The sequence below is a fragment of the Nocardia sp. NPDC101769 genome (assembly GCF_044766925.1).
Lineage (GTDB): Bacteria > Actinomycetota > Actinomycetes > Mycobacteriales > Mycobacteriaceae > Nocardia.
Genome location: NZ_JBIWMX010000023.1, coordinates 1 through 22,131, shown reverse-complemented (window position 1 = coordinate 22,131; position 22,131 = coordinate 1). Strand labels below are relative to the sequence as shown.

23 protein-coding genes and 1 pseudogene are annotated in these 22,131 nt (G+C 66.2%); 16 read left to right on the top strand and 8 right to left on the bottom strand.

The genetic code is table 11. The annotated features are described in order from the left end of the window. Positions 1-179 precede the first annotated feature (179 nt). Together ACIRRA_RS30000 and ACIRRA_RS29995 are read left to right on the top strand one after the other, a co-directional pair. A complete protein-coding gene (locus tag ACIRRA_RS30000; RefSeq protein WP_402774955.1) occupies positions 180-1,025 on the top strand; it encodes an IPT/TIG domain-containing protein in 846 nt (281 codons plus the stop codon). Positions 1,026-1,088: 63 nt separating this feature from the next. Next, a complete protein-coding gene (locus tag ACIRRA_RS29995) occupies positions 1,089-1,466 on the top strand; it encodes a recombinase family protein (protein WP_402774952.1) in 378 nt (125 codons plus the stop codon). Between the two features lie 212 nt (positions 1,467-1,678). On the opposite strand, the gene ACIRRA_RS29990 is transcribed toward ACIRRA_RS29995, so the two are convergent. Both ACIRRA_RS29990 and ACIRRA_RS29985 read right to left on the bottom strand, forming a co-directional pair. Next, positions 1,679-2,311, bottom strand: coding sequence for a hypothetical protein (locus ACIRRA_RS29990; protein ID WP_402774949.1), 633 nt, complete (start codon positions 2,309-2,311; stop codon positions 1,679-1,681). A 754-nt stretch (positions 2,312-3,065) separates the two neighbouring features. Continuing rightward, positions 3,066-3,536, bottom strand: coding sequence for an HIT family protein (locus ACIRRA_RS29985; protein WP_402774946.1), 471 nt, complete (start codon positions 3,534-3,536; stop codon positions 3,066-3,068). Between the two features lie 603 nt (positions 3,537-4,139). On the opposite strand from ACIRRA_RS29985, the gene ACIRRA_RS29980 reads away from it, so the two are divergent. Beyond that, positions 4,140-4,277 carry a hypothetical protein gene (locus tag ACIRRA_RS29980; protein ID WP_402774944.1) on the top strand — a complete coding sequence of 46 codons (138 nt, stop codon included), beginning with the start codon at positions 4,140-4,142 and terminating at the stop codon, positions 4,275-4,277. A 761-nt stretch (positions 4,278-5,038) separates the two neighbouring features. Here the strand turns inward: ACIRRA_RS29980 and ACIRRA_RS29975 are convergent. The 3 genes from ACIRRA_RS29975 to ACIRRA_RS29965 all read right to left on the bottom strand — a co-directional run bounded on the left by ACIRRA_RS29975 (position 5,039) and on the right by ACIRRA_RS29965 (position 6,448). Beyond that, the gene (locus ACIRRA_RS29975) at positions 5,039-5,818 is read right to left on the bottom strand and encodes an SDR family NAD(P)-dependent oxidoreductase (protein WP_402774943.1); all 780 of its coding nucleotides are present in this window, start codon (positions 5,816-5,818) and stop codon (positions 5,039-5,041) included. A 29-nt stretch (positions 5,819-5,847) separates the two neighbouring features. Further along, the gene (locus ACIRRA_RS29970; RefSeq protein ID WP_402774941.1) at positions 5,848-6,051 is read right to left on the bottom strand and encodes a multicopper oxidase domain-containing protein; all 204 of its coding nucleotides are present in this window, start codon (positions 6,049-6,051) and stop codon (positions 5,848-5,850) included. A gap of 250 nt (positions 6,052-6,301) precedes the next feature. After that, positions 6,302-6,448 carry a hypothetical protein gene (locus tag ACIRRA_RS29965; RefSeq protein ID WP_402774939.1) on the bottom strand — a complete coding sequence of 49 codons (147 nt, stop codon included), beginning with the start codon at positions 6,446-6,448 and terminating at the stop codon, positions 6,302-6,304. Between the two features lie 87 nt (positions 6,449-6,535). Here ACIRRA_RS29965 and ACIRRA_RS29960 point away from each other — a divergent pair, with 87 nt between their 5' ends. The 3 genes from ACIRRA_RS29960 (at position 6,536) to ACIRRA_RS29950 (ending at position 8,611) form a co-directional block, all read left to right on the top strand. Next, positions 6,536-7,126, top strand: a complete 591-nt coding sequence (locus ACIRRA_RS29960; RefSeq protein WP_402774938.1) for a TetR family transcriptional regulator — start codon at positions 6,536-6,538, stop codon at positions 7,124-7,126. 39 nt (positions 7,127-7,165) lie between these two features. Further along, positions 7,166-7,594: a pyridoxamine 5'-phosphate oxidase family protein gene (locus ACIRRA_RS29955; RefSeq protein WP_402774936.1), complete on the top strand. Its 429-nt coding sequence runs from the start codon at positions 7,166-7,168 to the stop codon at positions 7,592-7,594. 309 nt (positions 7,595-7,903) lie between these two features. Next, positions 7,904-8,611, top strand: a complete 708-nt coding sequence (locus ACIRRA_RS29950; protein WP_402774934.1) for a TetR/AcrR family transcriptional regulator — start codon at positions 7,904-7,906, stop codon at positions 8,609-8,611. An 80-nt stretch (positions 8,612-8,691) separates the two neighbouring features. Here the strand turns inward: ACIRRA_RS29950 and ACIRRA_RS29945 are convergent, their stop codons facing one another. Further along, complete coding sequence (locus tag ACIRRA_RS29945; protein ID WP_402774932.1) at positions 8,692-9,594, bottom strand: LLM class flavin-dependent oxidoreductase; 903 nt, start codon at positions 9,592-9,594, stop codon at positions 8,692-8,694. A gap of 528 nt (positions 9,595-10,122) precedes the next feature. Between ACIRRA_RS29945 and ACIRRA_RS29940 the strand changes: the two genes are divergently transcribed. Continuing rightward, positions 10,123-11,013, top strand: coding sequence for an NmrA/HSCARG family protein (locus tag ACIRRA_RS29940; RefSeq protein ID WP_402774928.1), 891 nt, complete (start codon positions 10,123-10,125; stop codon positions 11,011-11,013). A 20-nt stretch (positions 11,014-11,033) separates the two neighbouring features. On the opposite strand, the gene ACIRRA_RS29935 is transcribed toward ACIRRA_RS29940, so the two are convergent. Next, positions 11,034-11,564 (bottom strand): MarR family winged helix-turn-helix transcriptional regulator, encoded by a 531-nt coding sequence (locus ACIRRA_RS29935; protein WP_402774926.1) that lies wholly within the window; start codon positions 11,562-11,564, stop codon positions 11,034-11,036. 243 nt (positions 11,565-11,807) lie between these two features. On the opposite strand from ACIRRA_RS29935, the gene ACIRRA_RS29930 reads away from it, so the two are divergent. The 3 genes from ACIRRA_RS29930 (at position 11,808) to ACIRRA_RS29920 (ending at position 15,088) form a co-directional block, all read left to right on the top strand. Beyond that, positions 11,808-12,878 carry an alkene reductase gene (locus ACIRRA_RS29930; protein WP_402774924.1) on the top strand — a complete coding sequence of 357 codons (1,071 nt, stop codon included), beginning with the start codon at positions 11,808-11,810 and terminating at the stop codon, positions 12,876-12,878. Between the two features lie 157 nt (positions 12,879-13,035). Further along, a complete protein-coding gene (locus ACIRRA_RS29925) occupies positions 13,036-14,412 on the top strand; it encodes an FAD-binding oxidoreductase (RefSeq protein ID WP_402774921.1) in 1,377 nt (458 codons plus the stop codon). Between the two features lie 475 nt (positions 14,413-14,887). Next, entirely contained in the window at positions 14,888-15,088 is a 201-nt protein-coding gene (locus ACIRRA_RS29920; protein WP_402774919.1) for a hypothetical protein, read from the top strand. Here ACIRRA_RS29920 and ACIRRA_RS29915 read toward each other — a convergent pair. Continuing rightward, entirely contained in the window at positions 15,075-16,688 is a 1,614-nt protein-coding gene (locus ACIRRA_RS29915) for a class I adenylate-forming enzyme family protein (RefSeq protein ID WP_402774917.1), read from the bottom strand. The genes ACIRRA_RS29920 and ACIRRA_RS29915 overlap by 14 nt on opposite strands. A gap of 262 nt (positions 16,689-16,950) precedes the next feature. Between ACIRRA_RS29915 and ACIRRA_RS29910 the strand changes: the two genes are divergently transcribed. The 6 genes and pseudogenes from ACIRRA_RS29910 (at position 16,951) to ACIRRA_RS29885 (ending at position 21,744) form a co-directional block, all read left to right on the top strand. Beyond that, positions 16,951-18,135 carry a lipid-transfer protein gene (locus tag ACIRRA_RS29910; RefSeq protein WP_402774915.1) on the top strand — a complete coding sequence of 395 codons (1,185 nt, stop codon included), beginning with the start codon at positions 16,951-16,953 and terminating at the stop codon, positions 18,133-18,135. Positions 18,136-18,139: 4 nt separating this feature from the next. Beyond that, positions 18,140-18,598: a MaoC family dehydratase N-terminal domain-containing protein gene (locus ACIRRA_RS29905; RefSeq protein ID WP_402774913.1), complete on the top strand. Its 459-nt coding sequence runs from the start codon at positions 18,140-18,142 to the stop codon at positions 18,596-18,598. Next, positions 18,595-19,008: a MaoC/PaaZ C-terminal domain-containing protein gene (locus ACIRRA_RS29900; RefSeq protein ID WP_402774911.1), complete on the top strand. Its 414-nt coding sequence runs from the start codon at positions 18,595-18,597 to the stop codon at positions 19,006-19,008. The genes ACIRRA_RS29905 and ACIRRA_RS29900 overlap by 4 nt, the downstream gene beginning before the upstream one ends. A 36-nt stretch (positions 19,009-19,044) precedes the next feature. Further along, the gene (locus tag ACIRRA_RS29895; protein ID WP_402774908.1) at positions 19,045-19,875 is read left to right on the top strand and encodes an SDR family NAD(P)-dependent oxidoreductase; all 831 of its coding nucleotides are present in this window, start codon (positions 19,045-19,047) and stop codon (positions 19,873-19,875) included. Between the two features lie 7 nt (positions 19,876-19,882). Beyond that, positions 19,883-20,504 (top strand): annotated as a pseudogene (locus tag ACIRRA_RS29890) (acyl-CoA dehydrogenase family protein). Between the two features lie 40 nt (positions 20,505-20,544). After that, the gene (locus ACIRRA_RS29885; RefSeq protein ID WP_402774906.1) at positions 20,545-21,744 is read left to right on the top strand and encodes a TetR/AcrR family transcriptional regulator; all 1,200 of its coding nucleotides are present in this window, start codon (positions 20,545-20,547) and stop codon (positions 21,742-21,744) included. The last annotated feature ends 387 nt before the right edge of the window (positions 21,745-22,131 follow it).

Sequence of the window (22,131 nt, the reverse complement as noted above, 5' to 3'; positions counted from 1 at the left end):
CACCGACAGCACGGTATCGCTGCTGGTCGAGCCATTGTCGTTGTTTCCGCACGGTTACTACCGAAACCACTTGTTTTCCGTGCGAGTCCGGAATCCCTAATTTCTCCGGATCGGTTGCCGGGCAACGTCTCTGCCGGTCCGTTTTCATCCGTTTTCGGATTTACGAGTGATGCTGCGGCATGGGTGATTTCGCTACACGGCAACCCTGTTCGGCGATTGGACCGCCTCAGCGCCGGATCCAGCCGGCCAGTAAACCCCCAAACTGGGCAATACCGGACGGAAACGGACTGCAGATTCGTTGCCGAAGTGCCTCCGATGGAGGGTTACTGGAGATAGCGAGGTCACGACAAGATCGGAACCCTTTGCAGGATAACTCTTTCACCGTATTTCAGTCTGGAGGCCGACCCATGTCCCCTATTCTTACGTCGCTTACACCCTCTTTCGGCCCTGAAGCGGGTAGGAACTCTGTAACCATCACCGGTTCGGGGTTCGCCAATGTCGGCCCATTGACGGTGCAGTTCGGTGCCACCGCAACCACATTCACCATCGTCTCCGATACGCAGATCACGGCCATCGCCCCGCCCGGGACAGGCACGGTGCAGGTCACCGTCGCCGCGAATCTGGACGGCACGAGCAACCCGCTGCCCTACATCTATGGCCCCGGCCTTCTCTATGTCACCGATAGCGCCAACCCGGGCACGGTGTATTCGGTACCGGCAACCGGCGGCGCGGCAACTGTCCTGGCGACCGGCCTGAATCAGCCCAGGGGGCTCACCCGCGTCGGTAACACCCTCTACATCGCCGAATTCGGGGCCAACAGGGTGGTGTCGGTACCGACAACCGGCGGCCCGATCACCCCCCTGGTGACGACCGGTCTGGTGGGCCCTATCGATGTCGTCGCGGCCGGTGGCACCCTGTTCATCACCGACAGCGGCAGCCTGAGGGTGGTATCGGCGCCGATCGGTGGCGGTAGCCCCACCTTGGTCGCCGCCGTCCCCACCGGCGCAATCGGTCTCACCTTTTGAGCTTCGGGTGGACTGCTGAACTATTCGCTGTCCCCGGCCGGCCCGGGCCGGCCGGGGACAATCGTGGTAGTGACCAAGCTCGACCGTCTCGGGTGCTCCCTCGAGCACCTGATCGAGCTGTCCAGGACACTCCAAGACCGAGGCGTGGACCTGGTGGTGCTCGACCAGGGCATCGACACCTGCACCGCTGTCGGCCGCATGTTCTTCCAAATCCTCGGCGGGATAGCCGAATTCGAGCACGCGCTGATGTCCGAACGCACCCGCGACGGGCTGGCCGCAGCCCGCGCCCCTGAAGCCGACCGGCGCCATGACCGAGCCAACCTGTCAGCCCTCACCTGCGGGTACGCCATATCCGTTGCTTTCCGCGCCAGTCGAGCGACACCGAATCGGCAGGTCAGCACGTGTGGGGCTTCCTCGGCGGTCGGGACGGTGAGATCCTGAGTAGCGGTTTCCTCGGTGACGGAGGTGGCTCGGCCGACGGTGGTATTTGGGGTGGTGGTACCGGTCCGGGGGTGGTGGCTTCTGACGTTCACCGCTGGCCGGATTCGTCGTACTTCCCGAGGCTCCAGATTGGAATATGCGATCTCATCAGTCGTCTCTCGGGGAGACGGGCGTGCTGGCTGGCTGCGCCTGATGAATCTGGGCTGGGCCGCTCAGACCCGGTCGAGGTTGGCGACGGCTTCGGTGTCGCCAAGGGCGAGCCCATCCGGGCCAAGGCCGATACCAGTGAAGACGGTGTTGGCCCGGCGCACTGCATCGGAGTAGGCGTCGGCGTCACCGGCCGAGTGAAGGAAGCGCGTTCCGCCCTGTTCGAGCCGCAACACGGCCATGGTGTACTTGCTGTCCGGGCCACCCCAGATGTGCTGACGGATTACCGCCAGCCCTCCGGTGCCATCCATGTAACCGGCGGCTCCTCGGACGGTGGCGAGGAACCAGAGCGGGTTGCGAAAGCACTCGGCACCCACCGTGAGATTCACAACCGTGGCCAGACCCGTCTCCTCGTCGTAGTTGAAGCGAGCGAGGGACGGCAGTTCAGCAACCCCCAGGATGACGCGCAGGTGACTGCGGTAATCCCCCTCGGACAGCCAGCGGTCGACGGAGTCGAAGTCCATCTCCCGGTGCAGGGAGAACGGCAGGCCGTTCTGCTGCCCCGTTGCATCCTTGCGGCCGCACATGGCGGGCCAGTCCGACCAATAGGACGTGGGCCGCGCAGGTGCCGCGAGGTAGCTCCTCAGGGACGACCGCGAGATCTGGAACTGCGCCATCGCGGAGTACGGTTCGGACATCGAGACCTCATCACTGTTCGTGGATCGGAATCCATGACCAGCGATCCCGTAGCTTCGGCCGTGGAACCGACAGCAATGCGAGCCGTGAACTCGCCACTGATGACGAGCCATTGCTCACAGAGCCTCGGCAAGCCCCTGACCTTCAAATGTGTTGTCAACCCGCGAACTTTACCGGAAGCCCGGCTGCATCGTGGTCCGGTTTCGTGGCGAAACCGTCGGGTCGCGGGGCCTGGCCGCTGCGTCAGCAAGAGAGCGGACGCTGCAGTCATGGTCGGGTGTGGTCTGATTCGGTCCCCCACTCTGCTGAGCGACGAACATCGCCAACGCGCTCGCATCCCGGAACACCCGCCCACAGCCACACCGCGCCCTCGCCGCATCTCGGCTCTGGCATCGGCAACAGCGCTGACTGATCGTGTGGTGCTCGCGCTTTCGCTCCAACACCGATCCGATCATCCACGATCGGCAGCGGATATCGATGAGCAGTGCGGCGAGCGCGGGGTAACGGTCGATCAGCACCGAGGCAATCGTGGTGATACTCCGCCACCGAGGGATCTACTCGTACAGCATCCACAATTCGAGCAGCCGGCGCATACCCTCCTCGCCGCCGCAGCCATCGACTCTGTCGCATGCTCTCCCCATGATTGTTCATAACGGACGACCAGTTCCCCCGTTACGGGTGGCCGCCCAGGACCGGGGTACTCGCGGGCCGAAAATCGGTGGCGAGCGCGAGCACTCAGGCCGCTGCCGCTCTCCCTCACTCCGGTAGTGCGTCCAGCTCGCTGATGATCGCCTTCCGGATCTCGTCATGCCGCGCGCCGAGTGCGTAGCGCTCATCGGTCCACCGATCGCGCGGATACAGCCACACCGGGCCGCCCACCAGATCGCCGGGCTCCCAATCGAATCGCGGCCACACGTGAACATGCAGGAACGGGTCGGTGTTCCCGAGTATCTCCAGATTCACCCGCCGGAAAGCCGGATCCAGTCGCCCACACGCCCGCTCGACCGCCTCCCCCAGCCGATCCATATCGGCCAGAAACGCCACCCGGCGCGGGCGCGGCAGCTCGGAAAGACGCTGCACCGCAGGCTCATCGGTCAACAGCAGCGAATAACCGGGCAGGAACTGCGTGTCACCGATGACAGCGAACCCCGCCCTGAGCCGACGCATCACCGTCGGATTCTGCCCACCCAAGGCACTGCCGATCCGGTCGTCGCGCCAATCACCCATGCCCACACCGTAGCCAGCTGCGAAAGGCCGCACCGACACCGACACAGGTCAGGCCATGATCGCGATGGCCGCAGGCTATCAACTTGGTGCCGTAGGTTTCGGTTCCGTCGTGCGACACGCACGAGCCGAACCGACTCGCCCTGCCGCCGCTAGCGCGGCAGCCACGCTGGACGCCGGTAGCCACAGCGATCCGATCAAGACACCGAACGAACACCGAATGTCTAGGAGCCCAACGAAATTCACCATTGCTACCTCGCCCCAGAGGGCGCGGTCCACTGTGCCGTACCCCGCGTCCAGGAGAACTGTCTCGAGAACAGCGCTTGCTGTCGCCGCGCTCGCCGTCCCGATCGTGTTCGGCGTGGGCACCGGATTCGCCTACGCCGACACCGACCCCCCCATGCGCCACCGCAGGCGCCGCTGGTGCGGCTCCCCCAGGTGTTTGTCCGAGCTGTGCTGATAGGGTCGGTTCGGCGATGGTGATCTCGAAGATGAAGACGGCAGCCGCGAGTTGCCCTGCGCCAGACCGTGATTAGGATCGAGGCGACAAGATCATCGCAATTATGGGGGCGGATTGTGTTTCTGGTTCGGGCGTGGCGTCTACTCGTGGCATTCGCGGCGATCCTGGCCGCGGGTGCCGTCGGTCAGGCGACGGCAATGTGGCTCGGCTTCACCGTTCTCTTTGCGATGCTGATCGGCGGAATCATGTTCGAGAACCGGGTCATTCGCCGCAAACCGAGATGACCCACTTCGAACCTCGATGCACATGTCGTGGCGTTCCTGCGCCGGCTGGTTCACGAGACTGACGATCTACCGCACCATCTGACCGTTGACACCGGCCTCATACCCGACCAGCACAGCCGTCGAGTGCGGTCATTGCGGTCCCGCCATGGTCGTCGGGTCGCCGACCGCATCCTCGGCGGGCGGCATCTTCTGTCATGCGGGAGACACTAGGGCACTGCGGTCAGATGAGGTGTCTCCAAGTCTTGCGTCACGTGTCGAAAGTCGATGCAGGACTGCGGTTTTGGTGTGGCCGGCCACCGCAGGGTTCGGCTGGCCCAGAACACCATCGGCATGCGGGCAGCCTGCGGGCTCACGGTCTGGCGTATCGACGCCGCGGCGGCCGATACTCGTCCTCATGTCCGGCACCCGGCGGGGCGGCCCGTCGGCGACCACCGCCCGGAGGGGCGGGGTCCTCCCCCGCGTGGCCTGCGGCGGTGGGGACCGAACCCGGTGCGGTTGTGTCACTGTGACGTTCGGCCCGCGGATTTCCCCACCTCATGGCAGTAGGATTTCCCACGAAATGTCGGTAACCAGCTCGGCCCCCGCTGGGTGCTGAGCTGGGCGTCTGCGCGACGCCCCCGCATGAAGATGTCGGCGTGCGACCACCCGCCGCACCCTTTCGCCACCTTGATCCGTGGTCTGCGCGCGCTGCCGCACCTGACCACCGAGACGACTTCGATTTCGCAGCAGAGTATGACCTGCCCCGAGGACGGTCGGGTGATTTAGAAGAAGCCGCCGTCGATCTGGAGGGTGCGGCCGGTCATGTAGGCGGCGTCGTCGGAGGCGAGGAAGGCGTAGCCGGCGGCGATTTCCTCGGGTTCGGCCAGGCGGCCGAGCGCGCCGTGCACCGATAGCCACTGTGCCATGGAAAGCACGTCACGTAGTTGTGGGTGCTGGTAGCTGGCGCCGTGCTCGGTGGCCATATCGGTGGCGGTGCCACCGGGGGCGATGGCGTTGATGGTGATGCCGCGCTGGCCCAGTTCGGCGGAGAGGTTGAGGACCATCGATTCCACCGCTGCCTTGGAGGCGGCGTAGAGGGTGTGGCCGAACACCGCGCGGGAGGCGCTGACCGATGAGGTGAGCACGATCCGGCCGCCTTCGCGCATATGTGCGGCGGCGTGCTGGACCGCGAAGAGCTGGCCGCGGGTGTTGACGGCGAAAACGCGGTCGAACTCGCCCGGAGTGAGGCTCTCGAGCGTGCCGAAATGCTCGATACCGGCGCAGGAGGCCAACACGTCGAGTCGGCCGAACTCGGTGACTGCCTGCTCGATCAGTGCCGCGGTCTGGTCGGGGTCGGCGACGTCCGCGCGCACCGCGATTGCGCGCCCGGCCGGCAGTGTGGCGAGGAGCTGTTCGGCCGCCTCCTGGTTGCCGCGGTAGCCGATGGCCACGACGGCGCCCTCGGCCGCCAGCCGGGTAGCGACCGCCGCGCCGATACCTCGGCTGCCGCCGGTCACCACCGCGACCTTGTCGGTGAAACGCGTGCTCTGTCCTGGTGTCATGATTTCCTTTCGGGGAGGAGGATCGGGATTCAATCCCGGCTTGTGACGAGGTTGGCCATCATGGCCATGTCTTCGTGTTCGAGGGTGTGGCAGTGGATGAGGAAGCGGCCGGGGTAGTCGGCTCGGTCGTCGCTGCGGTGGGGGCCAGCGGGGTCGGCGCGGTTCCCGACAGCGTGAACGCCTCCGGGAGCCTGACCGCGCTCGAGAGGGTGTGCGGGGTCGACAGCTGCCATCGCACGCCCGCGCCGAGCAGTGCTGCGCTGCGCTGCGCGAGGCTGTCGGCCGGGGCCACCGCTGGCACCAGCCGCAGCACCCATCGCGCGCCTCGAGCACGACCGGATGCACCCCCATGGGCGATACCTGCTCGGTTGTGTCGGTCCGGGTGTCTGTCATGTATTCCTCGCACGTGTGTCCGGATACGGCGCCATGGTCATCGAAGGGCTCGTGGTGGCTGCGGGGTCTGCCCGGTGGCGGACAGGCGAATCACCGGAATGACCCGGTCTGCCTTCTTCTGGTGGTGTGCAGGACCAGAACGTTCATGCCCATGACCCGGCCTCTGTTGCGGCGGGCGCGGGCGCTCATCATGCGGTTGAAGACCCTCGTCGCCGGGTTCGAGCGGAGCTTGCGCATCACTGTCTCCTTCGTTGTCCGGGTGGCGTGGTGGGCTATACTCACGATATCTCAACGCTTGTCTATTTTTAGGGAGGGGCGGATCACATGCCGGAGCAGCCGCGCTCGGCCAAGGGTGAGCGCACCCGGGCACGCATCGTGGATGCGGCACGGCGCACGTTCGCCGAGGTCGGATTCGAGCGTGCGACGGTTCGCGCAATCGCCGCGGCCGCCGAGGTCGACAAGTCATCGGTCATTCAGTACTTCGGCAGCAAACTTCAGTTGTTCCGTGAGGTTGTGCATTGGGAGATCCCCTTCGATCGAATCCTGTCCAACGACCCGGCCGCCACTGCGTCCAACCAGATACGGGGCATCCTCGAAAGCTGGGCAGCCCAGCCCGACGGTCCGATGGCGGTCCTCCTGCGCGCGAGCATGACCAGCGAGGAGGCCGCCGAGATCCTGCGCACCCACATCACGGTCCAGGCCGTGGACAAGCTCGCCGCCGATATCGACGCGCCGGATGCGCGACTGCGCGCGGCCCTGGTCCAGGCGATACTCATGGGCATTGCCAGCCAGCGATATCTGCTGCGCATGCCCGATCTGCACGCCGCCGACATCGATGACATCGTGGCGCTGACGACACCTTTGCTGCGCGAGTTGATCGCGCCGGCCGATCCGGATACCGAACACCCCGGATAACCATTTCGCACCGACTGATCCAGAAAGGAGAGCACCACCATGGGCTTTTTCACCGAGAACGAGAAGCAGTTTCTCCTGCAGCAGCCACTGGGACGGTTGGCCACCACAGGGAAGTCGGGCCTACCGCATGTCATACCGACCGGGTTCCGCCTCGACCCCGAGCATGAGGTCATCAAGATCGGTGGCCATTCGTTCCAGGGTCGGGAGCGGCTCTACATTCGCCACCTCCGCGTCAATCCGCAGGCCGCGTTCGTTGTCGACGACCTCGTCACCGAGCCGACATGGACGCCCCGCGGCGTCACCGTCAAAGGCGACGTACGCATTCACGAGTCCGGCGGTGAGGTCCTCGGGCCCGGTTTCGGCCCTCGCTGGATCGAGCTGATCCCGAACTGGGTGAACTCATGGGGCATCGACGCGGACCCCTACGCGTCGGCCGCCCCGCGCAAGCGCACCTCGGCCAACCAATGATCCATCGGCACTCGCTGCGCCGGCTTGCTCCCCCGGTGTGACGCAGGGGGCTCATCACCCCCGAGCGCTGTTGCCGGTGACGGGCCCGGTCACAGCCGCCCCTTTCGTCGACGCCAATCGCTGTCGAGACTGCCCGCATGTTCGAACAAACGCTGACATAGCTCCGCTCAATCAACTAATTGGTTGTGTGATCAAGAATACGGCCCTCGAGAAGGTTCGGCCTATCAGGACCACTGGATAGCTTGCGCTGGTGAACCTCTATGCAGTGCAGCTGGAAATGATCGCGGCAGATTAACTGTTCAGACAGGTATGATCCTTGGGATACCCGCCCAGGAGGAGATCGCTCACCAGCCCTGCGGCGAGCCGGCGCTACTGACGATTCCCGACACCGACGTGCCGAACGAACGCAGCGATGCCGCCCGTAACCGGCGCGCTCTTCTGGAAGCGGCGGCCCGGCTGATCACCGAACACGGACCCGCCGCGCTGACGATGGATGAGCTGGCCCGGCACGCCGGCGTCGGGAAAGGCACCGTCTACCGACGCTTCGGCAGCCGCTCTGGCCTGATGCTGGCGCTGCTCGACCACTCCGAGCGCCGGCTGCAGGCCGCGATGATCTCCGGCCCGCCGCCGTTGGGGCCGGGCGCCGACCCGGTCGACCGGTTGGTGGCGTTCGGCCGCGCGAAACTCGAGCTGATACCGGTCCAGGGTGACGTGCTCATGGCTGTGGGCCCGATCTTCGCCGAGGGGGCCTACGCAGCCATGCTCGACCACGCCGTGATGTTGCTCGGGCAGTCCGGCACCCCGGGCGACCTGCTGCTCACCGCTCAACTGCTGCTCGCCGGCCTCGACGCGCACTTGGTCCTGCATCAAATACGCGAGCAGAACATCCCGCTCGAACGGATTGCCGACAACTGGGAGACCGTCGCCAGACGACTCACCCAGCAATACACGCCCAACGCCACCGCCGACCAGATGACCGCCCGCACACCAAGGTTCCCCGGAGAACACGAACCATGAGACAACCCCGCAAGTCGAACACCAACGTCATCGCCGAGCTTCGGTTGTGATGACGATTTCGTGCGGGAGCGGCGGTCGACTCAGTTGCGCCCGCCTCGGTGCCGGGAGACTTCTTCGCGCACGGCGGGGACGACTTCGGCAGCCCAACGCTGATGCTGGACGGGGTCGTCGGCCTCGGCGCCGAAGACGAAGGTGTCCATGCCGTACTCCAGGGCAAGGACTGTGAGCTCCTCGACCCACTTGCGGGGCGGGCCGACCAGGAAGCCACCGGACGGACCGTCGGTGATGGCACCGAAAACGTTGTAGACGCGGCGGATCTCACGCGCATCGCGGCCGGCTGCGGCGGCGCCGTCATCGATGCGATGCTGCAGAGCGGGCAGTTTCTCGGGCGGCACGTAGCTGCTGGAGGGGCACCAGCCATCGGCCTTGCGGCCCAGCATGTTCAGCAGACGCGGCCCGAGCACGCCCAGCCAGATGCCGACAGGATGAGCGGGGCGAGGGCCGGGATGGACGCCGGCGAGCCGATAGCATTCACCGTCGTAGCGCACCGAGTGCTCGCCGGACCACAGGAGCCGGATGACATCGACGGCTTCCTCGAGAGCGGCCGCGGCCCGCCCGGGGGTCCGGGACGGGCCGCCCATGGCGGTGATGGCCTCCCAGAACGCGCCCGCGCCGAGGCCGAGCTCGAAACGTCCGCCGGACAGGATGTCGAGGCTGGCAGCCGCCTTGGCCATGACAGCGGGCGGACGCAGCGGCAGGTTGGCCACGTCCGGGAACACGCGGATTCGTTCGGTGCGGGCCAGTACCACCGCCATCAGAGACCACGTGTCCAAGAAACGGCTCTGGTACGGGTGATCCTGGATCGCCACGAACTCCAGGCCCGCTCGTTCAGCGAGCTGCGCCAGGGCGAGGACATCGGGCGCCCGGGCGGCGTCGGGCGTGGGGAATGCTCCGAACTCGACAGGACGTCCGTAGTCGGCCATATCTCGCACCGTAGTCCCTCTCCGGCCACCCGAGTCGCCGAATGGGCAGTGGCGTACACGCTCGGCGCTCGGTTGTCCCGCCTGATAGGGGTTGTCGTGTTCCGTCACTGCAGCCCTGTCGTCGGGACGGTCGCGGACGCGTCTGACCGGCAACCACAGCTGACACGTCGGCGCCGCAGTCGACCGCAACGAATACCGAGCGCGGGGCGAAAAGAGGTACCGGTGCCAGCGTCGCGTGTCGGTCCAAGGAGCCGGTCGTCATAGCTGGCACGATCGCTGGCAAGAACTCCTCGGCCGCGGCGCTGTATCGGGCGCTCGCCGAAGCCGAGGCGCGCTATGCCCGGCCTGAAGCGTATGTGGCAGGGCGCTGTCCAGTGCGAGCACTGACGGACCCTGTCGCAGGGGTTGGCCGGGTCCCACACACGGGCGCGGGGTTGGGCAGCTTCTCGCTGGTGAGACTGATCGGGTTGGTGCCGACAGTGGTGATGCGGACGTCTGCTGCGCCTTGCGGCCGGGTGGTTCCGCCTGATGGTCTGGAGGTCATCGCCGATGAATTCTGACGCTGGTAGGTCCCATTCTCCGGTTTTGGTGGTTGGTGCCACCGGCCAACAGGGGGGAGCGGTGGCGCGGCGCCTGCTGGGGGCTGGTGTGCCGGTGCGGGCGCTGACCCGAAATCCGGGCAAAGCCTCTGCGCGTGCCCTGGCCGATCACGGTGCCGAGGTCGTGGCCGGGGATCTCGGTGACGCGGACTCGATACGCGGTGCTCTGGCCGGTGTGGGTTCGGTGTTCTGTGTGACCCAGTTCTTCGAAGCCGGCTACGACGGGGAGGTGGCGCAGGGCAAGCTCATGGTGGATCTCGCCGCGGAAGCGGGGGTCGGACACTTCGTCTTCAGCTCGGTCGGCAGTGCCGACAAGAACACCGGGATTCCGCATTTCGACAGCAAGTACGAGGTGGAACGGCATCTGGCGGCGAGTTCACTGCCCTTCACCGTGTTGCGGCCGGTGTTCTTGATGGAGAACTGGGAGGGCCGTCGGGAGGAGATCATGCACGGCTCGTTGGTGACACCGCTGTCTGCGGACCGGCCGCTGCAGCAGGTCAGTGTCGAAGACATCGGCACGTTCACCCTACTGGCCCTCACCCGGCCGGAGCACTGGATCGGGCGGTCGGTGGACCTGGCGGGGGACGAGCTGTCCATGACCGAAACAGCCGAGGTCTTCACCCGGGTCACACAACGGCCCGTCGCCGTGGCACCGATCTCCTGGGACGAATTCCGCGACCGGCAGGGCGAGGAAATGTATGTGATGAACCGCTGGTTCGAAACCACCGGCTACGAAGCCGATCTCGACAGCCTGCGCACGCTGAACCCGGACATGCTGACCTTCGAGAACTATCTGCACCGGCACCATTGGCAGCCCTGACCCGATACCGGCCGCCGGTTTCAGGTGCGGGTATCGGCTGCGCGGGCGAGGTTGCTTTCGAGGCGGTTGAGGACACCCAGGCAGGCGTCTTGCTGTTGAGCGGTGAGGTCGCCGGTGGTGCGCTCCTCCAGTTCGGCCCAAATGCGTTCGACCTCGTGGCGCAGGGCCTGCCCTGCGACCGTGGCCGCGATAAGGGTGGCTCGCCGGTCGGTGGGACAGGGGCTGCGACGGACGAAGCCGGCGTGTTCCAGGCGCTGGACCGTGCGGGTCATGGTGGCGGCGTCGGAGTCCAGGAGGCGGACGAGGTCGGTCTGACGCTGCGGCCCGAGTTCCCACAGCTGCATCATCACCAGTTCCTGGCCGGGGTGCAGGCCCACGCGGCGCAGGAGCTGGCCGGCGAGCATACGGTGCAAGCGGGCGACGCGGAAGATCGCATGACTGATCGGCCCGGTACGGGCAGACACGGGCAGCGGCACCGTCGCATCGGCACGGCCCGCCTCGTCGGCCGGCTGGGCCGGTTTCCCTCCGCAAACCGGTTCGCTCTGGACCATGCAGCCCCTTCCCCTTGAAGTTGACCAGACAGATAACGAGAGTAGTCGAATCGCCTCTGGCACCCAATCTCGACGTACGGAAATGGTATCGATGCAGCTGCAACGACTGTGGCTGGCCTCACTGCGTCGCGGGAATGCTCGAAGCGACTTACCTGTTCGAACAAGAGTAATTCGCACCGGCGGATACGCGGTCGGTCGGCCCGGCCGTCGCCACACCTTCTCACGAAAGACTGGTTTGTGATCATGACTACTGGGTTCGATCCGATCGACCTGGGCGGTAGGCGCCTGGCCAACCGCATCGCGATGTCCCCGATGACCCGCAGCCGCGCGTATGGAGCCGGTGCGAGCCCGACGGCAGCGATGGCGACCTACTACGCGCAGCGCGCAAGCGCGGGGCTGACCATCACCGAGGGCACCCAGCCGTCGGTAGTCGGCCAGGGCTACATCGACACCCCGGGTCTGCACTCGGACGAGCAGGTCGCAGCATGGCGGCAGGTGACCGACGCAGTGCACCGCGAAGGCGGCGTGATCTTCGCGCAGCTGATGCACACCGGCCGCATCGGTCACCCCAGCCTGCTACCCGCCGGGCTGATGCCCGTCGGCCCTTCGCCCATCGCCGCGGCCGGCCAGGTGTTCACCCACCAGGGCATGAAGGATTTCGTCACCCCGGCCGAGCTGACCGAGGCCGGCATCGCCGAGACGATCAACGATTTCGCGCAGGCCGCCCGCAACGCGATCGCCGCCGGCTTCGACGGGGTCGAACTGCACGGCGCCAACGGCTACCTGCTGCACCAGTTTCTATCCACCAACGCCAACCAGCGCACCGACGGCTGGGGCGGCTCGGTGCAGGGCAGAATCCGTTTCACCGTCGAGGTCACCCGAGCGGTCGCCGACGCCATCGGCTCCCACCGCGTGGGCCTGAGGATTTCCCCGGCCGTGACGTACAACGACATCACCGAGGACGGCTACCACGACACCTACCAGGCCCTCGTGGCAGCAATCGAGCCACTCGGTCTCGCCTACCTGCACGTGATGGAAGGTCCGGACCGGGAGCTGACCCTTCAGCTGCGCAAGCGGTTCAGCGGCACCTTCATCCTCAACCCCTCCACCCCCGACGCCGTGACCGGCCCCGGCGAACTCACGCTCATCGAAGACGGCACCGCTGACATCATCAGCTTCGGCGCTCTGTTCATCGCCAACCCCGACCTCCCCGACCGCCTGGCCGCCGGCGGCCCCTTCAACGATCCCGACCGCGCCACTTTCTACGGCGGCGACCAGCACGGCTACACCGACTACCCCGCTCTCACCGGCTGACCGTGCTAGAAAGGGTGATGCGGATGAGGGCCGTCGGGCTATCGGCCGGCATATCTTCGCATCAGCGTGGACCCCTGATCGGCAGGACGGCGGTTGGGGACCTGGCGAAAGCGCGTCGGGGACCAGACCCGATCCGTCTTCCAGAATGCGACACGCCATGACTTCGAACGATGCTTCGGCGCTGCGTGATCTGACTGTCCGGACGCTGTTCCCAGGCGAGAAGGGCTTCGCCGAACAGCACGCCGGCTGGAACCTGACCGCTACCCACAGTCCGGCGGTCGTCGTGATCCCCACCTGCGCCCAAGACGTCGCCGAAGCAGTCCGGCATGCCGCCCGCGCCCGTCTTCCGGTCGCCGTTCAGGCCACCGGTCACGGGGTCTCCCTACCAGCCGACGGCGCCGTTTTCATCAACACCGGACAGCTGACCGAACTGTCGGTGGACCCGGACTCCCGCACTGCCCGTGTGGGTGCCGGCCTGCGATGGGGCGAGGTAGTCGCCCAGACCGCGACGGCGGGGCTTGCCCCGCTCAACGGCTCCGCCCCGGGCGTCGGGGTCATGGGCTATCTGACCGGCGGCGGGCTTCCCGTCCTCGGACGCAGGTTCGGCTTCGCAGCCGACCATGTCCGGTCGATGCAGGTGGTCACCGCCGACGGCGACGTGCGGTCGGTGTCGCCTTCCGCCGACACCGACCTGTTCTGGGCGATCCGCGGCGGCAAGAGCAACTTCGGCGTGGTCACGACCGCCGACATCGACCTCGTGCCCATGACGCGGTTGTACGGAGGCGGTCTCTTCTTTTCCGGCGCACAGGCCGAAACCGTGCTGAGGCGGTACCTCGCCTGGCTACCAGAGCAACCGGAGGACATGTGCTCCTCGATGGCGCTGCTCCGCTTCCCGGACAGCCCCGCCCTGCCCGACCAGCAGCGCGCACGGTTGCTGATCCATCTGCGGATCGTCTACACCGGACCCGCCGAGGAAGGGGAACAACGGGTAGCGCCGCTGCGCGCGCTCGGCCCGGAGCGCGACACCGTCGCCGAGATGCCCTACACCCGCATCGGCGAGGTCTATGGCGAGCCGACCCAGCCGACACCTGCCTGGTCCCGGGCAACCGTCCTGCGCAGCATCGACGCAGCGGCGGCAGACGCCCTCCTGGACATCGCGGGACCGGCGGCGAGCCTGCCGCCGGGCTCGGTGGAGATACGCCACCTCGGAGGGGCCCTGAGCCGGCCCGCCACCCGGCCGGGCGCCTTCGGCCGACCGCAGGGCGAGTTTCTCCTGTCGATGAGCATGCCGGCACCGGCCCAAGCTGCTGCCGCTTCGCACGACGCACAGCTGGCCATATTGAACCGCCTGGCGGAATGGGACACCGGGACCACACTGCCGAACTTCATGTCCACCAGCGACACGACCACCGCAGACGTCCGCCGCGGCTACACACCGGCTGACTACCAGCGACTGACCCTACTCAAGGCCGCCTACGACCCGGACAACATCTTCCGGATCAACCACAACATCCCACCTGCGAAAACCGTCTGACGCGCACCGCCCCGCCACGACCCCACGCGCTGCGCTGGCTTCGGGCAGGAGCGACACGGGATCTGCACGCGCCCCAAGGGCCCACCGAACCGGAACGCTCCAGCGTGGGCGTCGGTTGACCCCGGAATGGGATGAGCTTTCGAGGCGTAATTGTGCGCCGAAGGGCATGCAGGGAAGCCAAGACCGCCATCGGCTGATGTTGGTCGATGGCATCCAGCCGCGATGCGCCCAGGTGACTGGTCGGTGTGACAATAAGATCCCCATCGTCGAGGAGCTCACTGACTCGATCTTGCGCAATTCGCCGGACACGTTGCGCCTGAACATAATCCGCGCCGGTCACAGCCTCACCCGCAGCGAGGACGCCCCGGGTTCCGAGGCCGTAGCCGGTCCATCGATCGAGCAGGTCACCGCGCGGGCCCATTCGGGATCGAGAACGAGACTCTGCGCGGTCGTCGGCCCATGCGGGAGAGCGACAATGTCCTCGACTCCCACCGGTATTCCGTCCAACGCCGACAACGGTGCGCCGACGGCGATCCTGGCGTCGGCACGCTCGGCCTGTTCCCGGGCCCGTTCGTCGAACCCGGTTGATGAACACTCCCATGGCGCCATCGTGGCGGTCGGCGTTGGCGAGGGCAGCCTCGATCACCTCGACCGCGCTGACCTCATGGCTGCATAGCGCTGCGACGGCCTCGGTGAGGGTCCGGATCGTCGGTACGGCGCTGCCTCATTCGGTGTTCCTCGACCAGTTCCGCTGGGGCCGGCAGAGTTTCGCGCAGTTGCCGTTTGAGGATCTTGCCCGAGGGATTGCGCGGGATCTGTGGGACGAGGACCAGGTCGTGTGGAAGCTTGTAGCGTGCGATGCGGTCTGCGGCGAAGGCGCGTAGTTCTTCGAGGGTCAGGCCGGCCCCGTCGGCGAGTACTACCACCGCGACGATGCTTTCACCGTATTCGAGGTGCGGTCTGGCCACGACTGCGGCGTCGAGCACGCTGGGGTGCGCGGCGATGGCTGCTTCCACCTCGACCGAGTACACGTTGCGGCCACCGGTGATGATCATGTCCTTGAGCCGGTCGATCAGTGTGACGTAGCCATCCGAGTCGAGTCGGCAGACGTCGCCGGTGTGCACCCAACCGTCGACGAGGGTGGCGGCGGTGGCCTCGGGCTTGTTCCAGTAGCCCTTCATGACTCCGTCACCGCTCAGCAGCAGTTCCCCCGCTTCGCCGGGCATGATGTCGTTGCTGTCGGAGTCGACGACGCGGAACTGCATGCCCACTATCGCTTGTCGCCCGGTGGCGTCGGGCCGCTGGCGCGTTTGGTCGCGATTGGCGAAGATGCCGCCGGGACCGGCCTCGGTCTGGCCGCACAGCTGCATGAAGTTCACGCCGGGCAGGGTGGCGACGAGTTGTTGCACGGCGGCCGGCGGCATGGGCGCCGCACCGAACATGCCGGTGCGCCAGGCGGATAGGTCGCGACGCGGCAAATCAGGCAGGCGGAGCAGGAACTGGTACATGGTCGGAACGCCGAAGAACATGGTGACGCGTTCACGTTCGAGAGTGTCCAGCGTGGCGGCGGGGTCGAAGCCGCTGTGCACGATGTGGGTGGCTCCGACGAGTGTGCCGGGGATCAGCATGATGCACAGTTGGGCGGCGTGATAGAGCGGTGCGACGTGCAGCAGCACGTCGGCGTCGGCCAGTCCGCACATCGCGATGACGCCGGCGGCCGTGGCCAGCACCCGATGATGGTCGAACAGTGCGCCTTTCGGCGCGCCGGTGGTGCCGGAGGTGTAGAGCAACTGGGCGTCGTCAGTGGCGGTGACGATGTCGGCGATCGGATCGTCGCGGTGGTGTGCGGTGGCGGCGATCAGATCCTCGGATCCGGCTGCTGCACCCAGCGACAGCAGGCGCAGGCCCTCGGGCAGGCCGCTGACGGCGAGCGTGTGCACCGTCTTCTCCATGGCCGCATCGAACACCAGGACGGTTGCGCCCGAATCGCGCAGGATGTAGTCGACCTCAGGGCTCGCCGAAGCGGGATTGATCGGCACGAAGATCGCGCCCAGCCGATGAGCGGCATAGAAGACGAGCACGAACCGCTCGGAGTTGGTGGCCAGCAGGGCGAGCCGGTCACCCTTGCATAGACCGTGATCTGCCAGCACCCCGGCGACCCGGCCGACCGCAGCGTCGAGTTCGGCATAGCTGTATTCCACCGGACCGCACACCAAAGCCCGGCGATCAGGCACCCGGGCCGCCGTTGCTCGCAGTGTCGCGTCGATCGTATGCATGGGCTGCTTCTCCTGGGTCGAATTCGTTACCGGCGAGCAACCCCCGACTGCAGTGTGACCCGCCTCTCATCCGCTACCGTAAGTGAAAACCTGATAGCTGTAAAGAGCACAGCAACAACACGTAGGACACAGCATGAGCCGTTCGCCGATTCGCATCTTTCGCTGACTAACACTAGAAGTGACCATGTTGGGCACTTGCGCGTCCTCCCTGCATCGTCTATTAAGTGAATATCAAATAGTTTTCCAGTGTAGGAGTTCTTGAATGAGCAGACGTGCCGTGGTCGCGGGCGTGGGCATGATCCCGTTCACCACGCCCAGCCGAACCGAGTCCTACGACCGGATGGGCGAGAAGGCCGCCCGCGCGGCGCTGGCCGATGCCGGGATCAGCTACGACCGAATCCAGCAGGCCTACACCGGGTACGTGTACGGGGACTCGACGTCGGGGCAGGCCGCCCTCTACCGGGTCGGTACGAGCGGCATTCCGGTCGTGAACGTCAACAACAACTGCTCGACCGGGTCCTCGGCGCTGTTCCTGGCGCGGCAGGCCATCGAGCACGGCGTCGCCGATGTGGTGCTGGCGCTGGGGTTCGAGCAGATGGAGCGTGGGGCGCTCGGCGCGAAGTGGACCGATCGTCCGTCACCGTTCGACAGTTTCGACACCGTGGTACACCCGTTGCAGGGTGACGGTGACGAGCCGTTCGCTGCCCGGTATTTCGGCGGCGCGGGCCGCGAATACGCCGAGAAGTACGGTATGGACCCCGCGGTGTACGCGCAGATCTCGGTGAAGGCGCGCAGGCACGCGGCCAACAATCCGTACGCGGTGTTTCGTGACCCGGTGACCGTCGAGGAGGTGCTGGCCGCGCCGCGCATCTACGGGCCGCTCACCAGGCTGCAGTGCTGCCCGCCGACCTGCGGTGCCGCGGCGGCGGTGCTGGTGGGTGAGGACTATGCCCGCGCGCACGGTCTGCGATCGGATGTGGTGATCGCCGCGCAGGCGATGACGACCGACCTGCCGTCCACCTTCGCCGACGCTTCGATGATCAGCATCGTCGGCTATCAGATGACCAAGGCTGCCGCCGAGCAGGTCTACGAGGACTCCGGCGTGGATCCCCTCGACATCCCGGTGGTCGAACTGCACGACTGCTTCACCACCAACGAGCTGCTCAGCTACGAAGCCCTCGGCCTGACCGCCGAGGGCACCGCCGAGAAGTTCATCGCCGACGGCGACAACACCTACGGCGGGCGGGTGGTGACCAACCCGTCCGGCGGACTGCTGTCCAAGGGGCACCCGCTGGGCGCGACCGGATTGGCGCAGTGCGCCGAGCTGGTCTGGCAACTGCGCGGACAAGCCGACGCCCGCCAGGTCCCGGATGCGCGAATTGCCTTGCAGCACAACATCGGTCTCGGTGGCGCGGCCGTCGTGACCCTCTACCGGAAAGTGAGCTGAACCAGTGACCGTCGATCCCAGCGCGGTCGGCACCGTGCTACCTGCGACCACGATGACCATCGATGCGGGCCGGTTGCGCTTGTTCGCCAAGGCCATCGGGGAGACCAATCCGATCTTCACCGACGAGCAGGCCGCCCGCGCCGCCGGGCACGCGACGCTGCCGGTGCCGCCGACCTACCTTTTCGCCATCGAGCTCGAGAACCCCGATCCTTTCGCCTGGCTGGCCGATCTCGGCGTCGACCTGCGCCACGTGCTGCACGGCGAACAGCGCTTCACCTACCACTCGACCGCCCACGCCGGTGACGTGGTGACCGTCAGCCCGAGGATCACCGACGTCTACAGCAAGAAGGGCGGCGCACTCGACTTCGTCGTCAAGGAGTCCACGCTGACCCGCGCTGACGGCAGCCTCGTCGCCGAGCTGCAGTCCGTACTCGTCGTCCGGCATCCGGGAGCAGGGAAATGACCAGCAGCACAACCGATATCACCGTAGGCTCCAAACTGCCGCCGGTCGCCGCGGGGACCGTCACCCGCACCACACTGGCCTTGTTCGCGGGCGCATCCGGTGACCACAATCCGATCCACATCGACACCGACGTCGCCCGCTCCGCCGGATTGGACGACGTCTTCGCGCACGGCATGCTCTCCATGGCCTACCTCGGCCGGTTGCTCACCAACTGGGTCGCGCCCGAAGCCATCCGCTCCTATCACGTGCGGTTCGCGGCGATCACGCCGGTTCTCGCCGAGCCGACCGCCACCGGCACCATCGTCGCCATCGAGGACGTGAACGGCGAACGCCGCGCCACCGTCGACCTCGCGGTCACCCTGGCCGATGGCACCGTCACGCTCACCGGCACCGCCGTAGTAGCCCTCTGACACCGCACCCCACATCTTCGAAAGGACCTGCTGCACATGGGAAATCTGGACAATCGCGTCGCCATCGTGACCGGCTCGGGTCGCGGCATCGGCCGTGAGATCGCGCTCAAGCTCGCCGGCCAGGGCGCCGCCGTCGTCGTCAACGACCTCGATGCCGAACCCGCGACGGAGACCGTCGCCGCGATCGAATCCGCGGGCGGGCGTGCGGTCGCGGTGCCGGGCAGCGTGACCGAGGAGGGTTTCGCCGACCGGTTCGTCGCCGCCGCGGTCGACAACTTCGGCGGCCTGGACATCATCGTCAACAATGCCGGCTACACCTGGGATTCGGTGATCCAGAAGATGACCGACGAGCAGTGGGACGCCATTCTCGACGTGCACCTCAAGGCGCCGTTCCGGATCCTGCGCGCCGCACAGCCGGTGATCGCCGGACTGGTCAAGCAGGCACAGGCGGCAGGGGTACCGGTGCACGGCCGCAAGGTCGTCAACATCTCCTCTGTCGCCGGCACCGGAGGCAATGCGGGACAAGCGAACTACTCCTCCGCCAAAGCCGGCGTCCTCGGCCTGACCAAGACCCTCGCCAAGGAATGGGGCCGCTACAACGTCACCGTCAACACGGTCGCGTTCGGGTTCATCAAGACCCGCCTCACCGAAGCGTCGGCCGACGGCAACAGCACCATCGACGTGCAGGGCCGCCAGCTCAAGGTCGGCGTGAACCCAGAACTGCTCACCGCGATGGAGCGCATGATCCCGCTCGGCCGCGCCGGCTCCCCGGCCGAGGCCGCAGGCGCGGTATATCTGCTGTGCACACCCGAATCCGACTACGTCAGCGGCCAAACCCTGGTCTGCGGCGGCGGCTACATCTTCTGAGGCACCCATGAGCTTGTCCTACCGCTCGCCGTGGATCGACGACGAAATCGCGGCACTGCACGATATGGCCACGAAGTTCTTTCAAGCCGAACTGCTGCCACACGAGCAACGATTCGCCGAACAGCAATGCGTCGACCGTGAATTCTGGAACAAGGCAGGCGATCTGGGCCTTTTATGCGCCTCCATCCCGGCCGAGTACGGCGGGACCATCTGACCCGACGCGGTGACCCGGGACGCGCGTGGCTGCCCAAAGCCGCCACCGGAGAACTGGTACTGGCCATCGCCATGACTGAACCGGGCACGGGATCGGACCTGAAGGCCATCCGCACCACTGCCGTGCGCGAGGGTGGCACCTATGTGATCAACGGCGCGAAAACCTTCAGGTCTTCGTCGACAGCTGCATCGAACGACACCTGCGCGGCGAACTCGACGGTCCCACCGCGTCCATGGCCAAGGCCTACACCACCGATGTCCAGGGCCAGGTGGTCGACCGCTGCCTGCAACTGTTCGGCGGTTATGGATACATGTTGGAGTACCCGATCGCGCGCATGTATGCCGACGCTCGCGTGCAACGCATCTACGCCGGCGCCAACGAGGTCATGAAAGAACTCGTCGCCCGCTCCCTATAGTGAGTCGGGGGCCGCATCGGCCAGGAAGAAAGGGTATGCCGTGAGCGAAACGGATGAGCAGGCTCGAACCCGTCCCGCTCGCGGCACCCGCCCGGCCAACCGCCGCGCCCTCATCGTGACAGCAGCATCAGACCTGTTCTACCGGAACGGCTACACCAACGTCGGCGTCGGCGATGTCGCCGACGCCGTCGCGATCGGCCCGTCCGCCCTCTACCGGCACTTCCCCAACAAACAAGACATACTCAACGCGGTCATCGCCGACGCACTCGCCACCACCGACACCGCCCTCGACCGGCTGCACGACGACCCCACAACCGACATCGCAGCCACACTCGCCGCCACCATGCTCGACCATCGTGGCATCGGAGCACTCTGGCACCGCGAGGCCCGCTACCTCGACAGCAACGCCCGCACTACGCTGCGAAACCGGCTACGCGCCATCGCATCCCGACTGGCCGCGTTGATCACACGACAGCGTCCACAACTGAGCTTCGAACAAGCCGACATGCTCGCCTGGGCCGTCCTAGGCGTCGCGACCAGCGTTTCCTTCCACAGCCTCGAGCTGCCCCGCGAGCAATACCAGGGGCTACTGGCGGACATGATCGATGCCCTCATCACCGCCCCGGTTCTGCCATTGCCCGCCACCACGCCTGCGCCATCCCCGCAGCACCGCGCCTGGTGGCCGTCGCGCCGCAACGCGATCCTCACCGAGGCGACAATTCTGTTCGGCGAACGCGGATACGCCGGAGTGGCAACGGAAGACATCGGCGAAGCTGTCGGCATCGCCGGCCCCAGCATCTACAACCACTTCGCCAGCAAAGCCGACATCCTCACCGCCATCCTCGACCAAGGCAACCTGATATTGCAGGCCGACCTGCACCGCCAGCTGAACCGCGCCACCGGCCCCGCCGACGCCCTGCACCGAATACTGCACAGCTACACCGAATTCGCCTTCGAAAACGCAACCCTCATCGGCCTACTCACCAGCGACACCGACCAACTGGGTCCCCAACAGCGCCATCGCATCCGCACCGCCCAGCACGACTACATCACCCAGTGGGTCGACCTACTGCGCCAACTCCACCCCGCTCAGGAATCCATCCACGCTCGAATCCGGGTGCAAGCCATCATCAACACCATCAACGACATCGCCGCCACCCCGCACCTGCACGCCTACACCGGCCTGGCAGACGCTACCGAACTCCTCGCCACCCGCGTTCTCGAATTACCCCCGCGATAGCCTCGACTTCATCTCCGGGGAAATGTCGAGACAACAGCTCTGGCGCACCTCGGTGGGGACTGGAAACAACGGCTCTGTCGCACTGTCGTTCGTAAACTCGCGAACCGCAGGACAAGCGCGGTGCCGACAGCTTCTTCAATAGATACGACGGTCTGGCTGATCAAGGCACACAGCGTATCTCGATATCCGGGATCTCCCAGTGACCGAGTAATACCGTCGGCGTCGGTGGTTGGCCGGACGTAGCAGGACAAGCGTGGACCGTCGAAGTTAATCGATACCGCCCGTTGATCTTGGGACTGTAAAAACAACGGTGTAACTCCGAATCAAGGAGTGGCACTTGATGTCTGACACGACAACGATCGATGTGACCGATACTGCTGCGGTGGG

Coding starts and splice junctions, on each gene's coding strand:
- ACIRRA_RS29990 (WP_402774949.1), bottom strand. CDS start 2,311: ATGTCCGAACCGTACTCCGCGATGGCGCAGTTCCAGATCTCGCGGTCG.
- ACIRRA_RS29910 (WP_402774915.1), top strand. CDS start 16,951: ATGAGCAGACGTGCCGTGGTCGCGGGCGTGGGCATGATCCCGTTCACC.
- ACIRRA_RS29950 (WP_402774934.1), top strand. CDS start 7,904: ATGATCCTTGGGATACCCGCCCAGGAGGAGATCGCTCACCAGCCCTGC.
- ACIRRA_RS29920 (WP_402774919.1), top strand. CDS start 14,888: ATGTCCTCGACTCCCACCGGTATTCCGTCCAACGCCGACAACGGTGCG.
- ACIRRA_RS29935 (WP_402774926.1), bottom strand. CDS start 11,564: ATGGTCCAGAGCGAACCGGTTTGCGGAGGGAAACCGGCCCAGCCGGCC.
- ACIRRA_RS29965 (WP_402774939.1), bottom strand. CDS start 6,448: ATGCGCAAGCTCCGCTCGAACCCGGCGACGAGGGTCTTCAACCGCATG.
- ACIRRA_RS29940 (WP_402774928.1), top strand. CDS start 10,123: ATGGTCTGGAGGTCATCGCCGATGAATTCTGACGCTGGTAGGTCCCAT.
- ACIRRA_RS30000 (WP_402774955.1), top strand. CDS start 180: ATGGGTGATTTCGCTACACGGCAACCCTGTTCGGCGATTGGACCGCCT.
- ACIRRA_RS29895 (WP_402774908.1), top strand. CDS start 19,045: ATGGGAAATCTGGACAATCGCGTCGCCATCGTGACCGGCTCGGGTCGC.
- ACIRRA_RS29985 (WP_402774946.1), bottom strand. CDS start 3,536: ATGGGTGATTGGCGCGACGACCGGATCGGCAGTGCCTTGGGTGGGCAG.
- ACIRRA_RS29945 (WP_402774932.1), bottom strand. CDS start 9,594: ATGGCCGACTACGGACGTCCTGTCGAGTTCGGAGCATTCCCCACGCCC.
- ACIRRA_RS29915 (WP_402774917.1), bottom strand. CDS start 16,688: ATGCATACGATCGACGCGACACTGCGAGCAACGGCGGCCCGGGTGCCT.
- ACIRRA_RS29955 (WP_402774936.1), top strand. CDS start 7,166: ATGGGCTTTTTCACCGAGAACGAGAAGCAGTTTCTCCTGCAGCAGCCA.
- ACIRRA_RS29960 (WP_402774938.1), top strand. CDS start 6,536: ATGCCGGAGCAGCCGCGCTCGGCCAAGGGTGAGCGCACCCGGGCACGC.
- ACIRRA_RS29970 (WP_402774941.1), bottom strand. CDS start 6,051: ATGGCAGCTGTCGACCCCGCACACCCTCTCGAGCGCGGTCAGGCTCCC.
- ACIRRA_RS29925 (WP_402774921.1), top strand. CDS start 13,036: ATGACTTCGAACGATGCTTCGGCGCTGCGTGATCTGACTGTCCGGACG.
- ACIRRA_RS29900 (WP_402774911.1), top strand. CDS start 18,595: ATGACCAGCAGCACAACCGATATCACCGTAGGCTCCAAACTGCCGCCG.
- ACIRRA_RS29930 (WP_402774924.1), top strand. CDS start 11,808: ATGACTACTGGGTTCGATCCGATCGACCTGGGCGGTAGGCGCCTGGCC.
- ACIRRA_RS29975 (WP_402774943.1), bottom strand. CDS start 5,818: ATGACACCAGGACAGAGCACGCGTTTCACCGACAAGGTCGCGGTGGTG.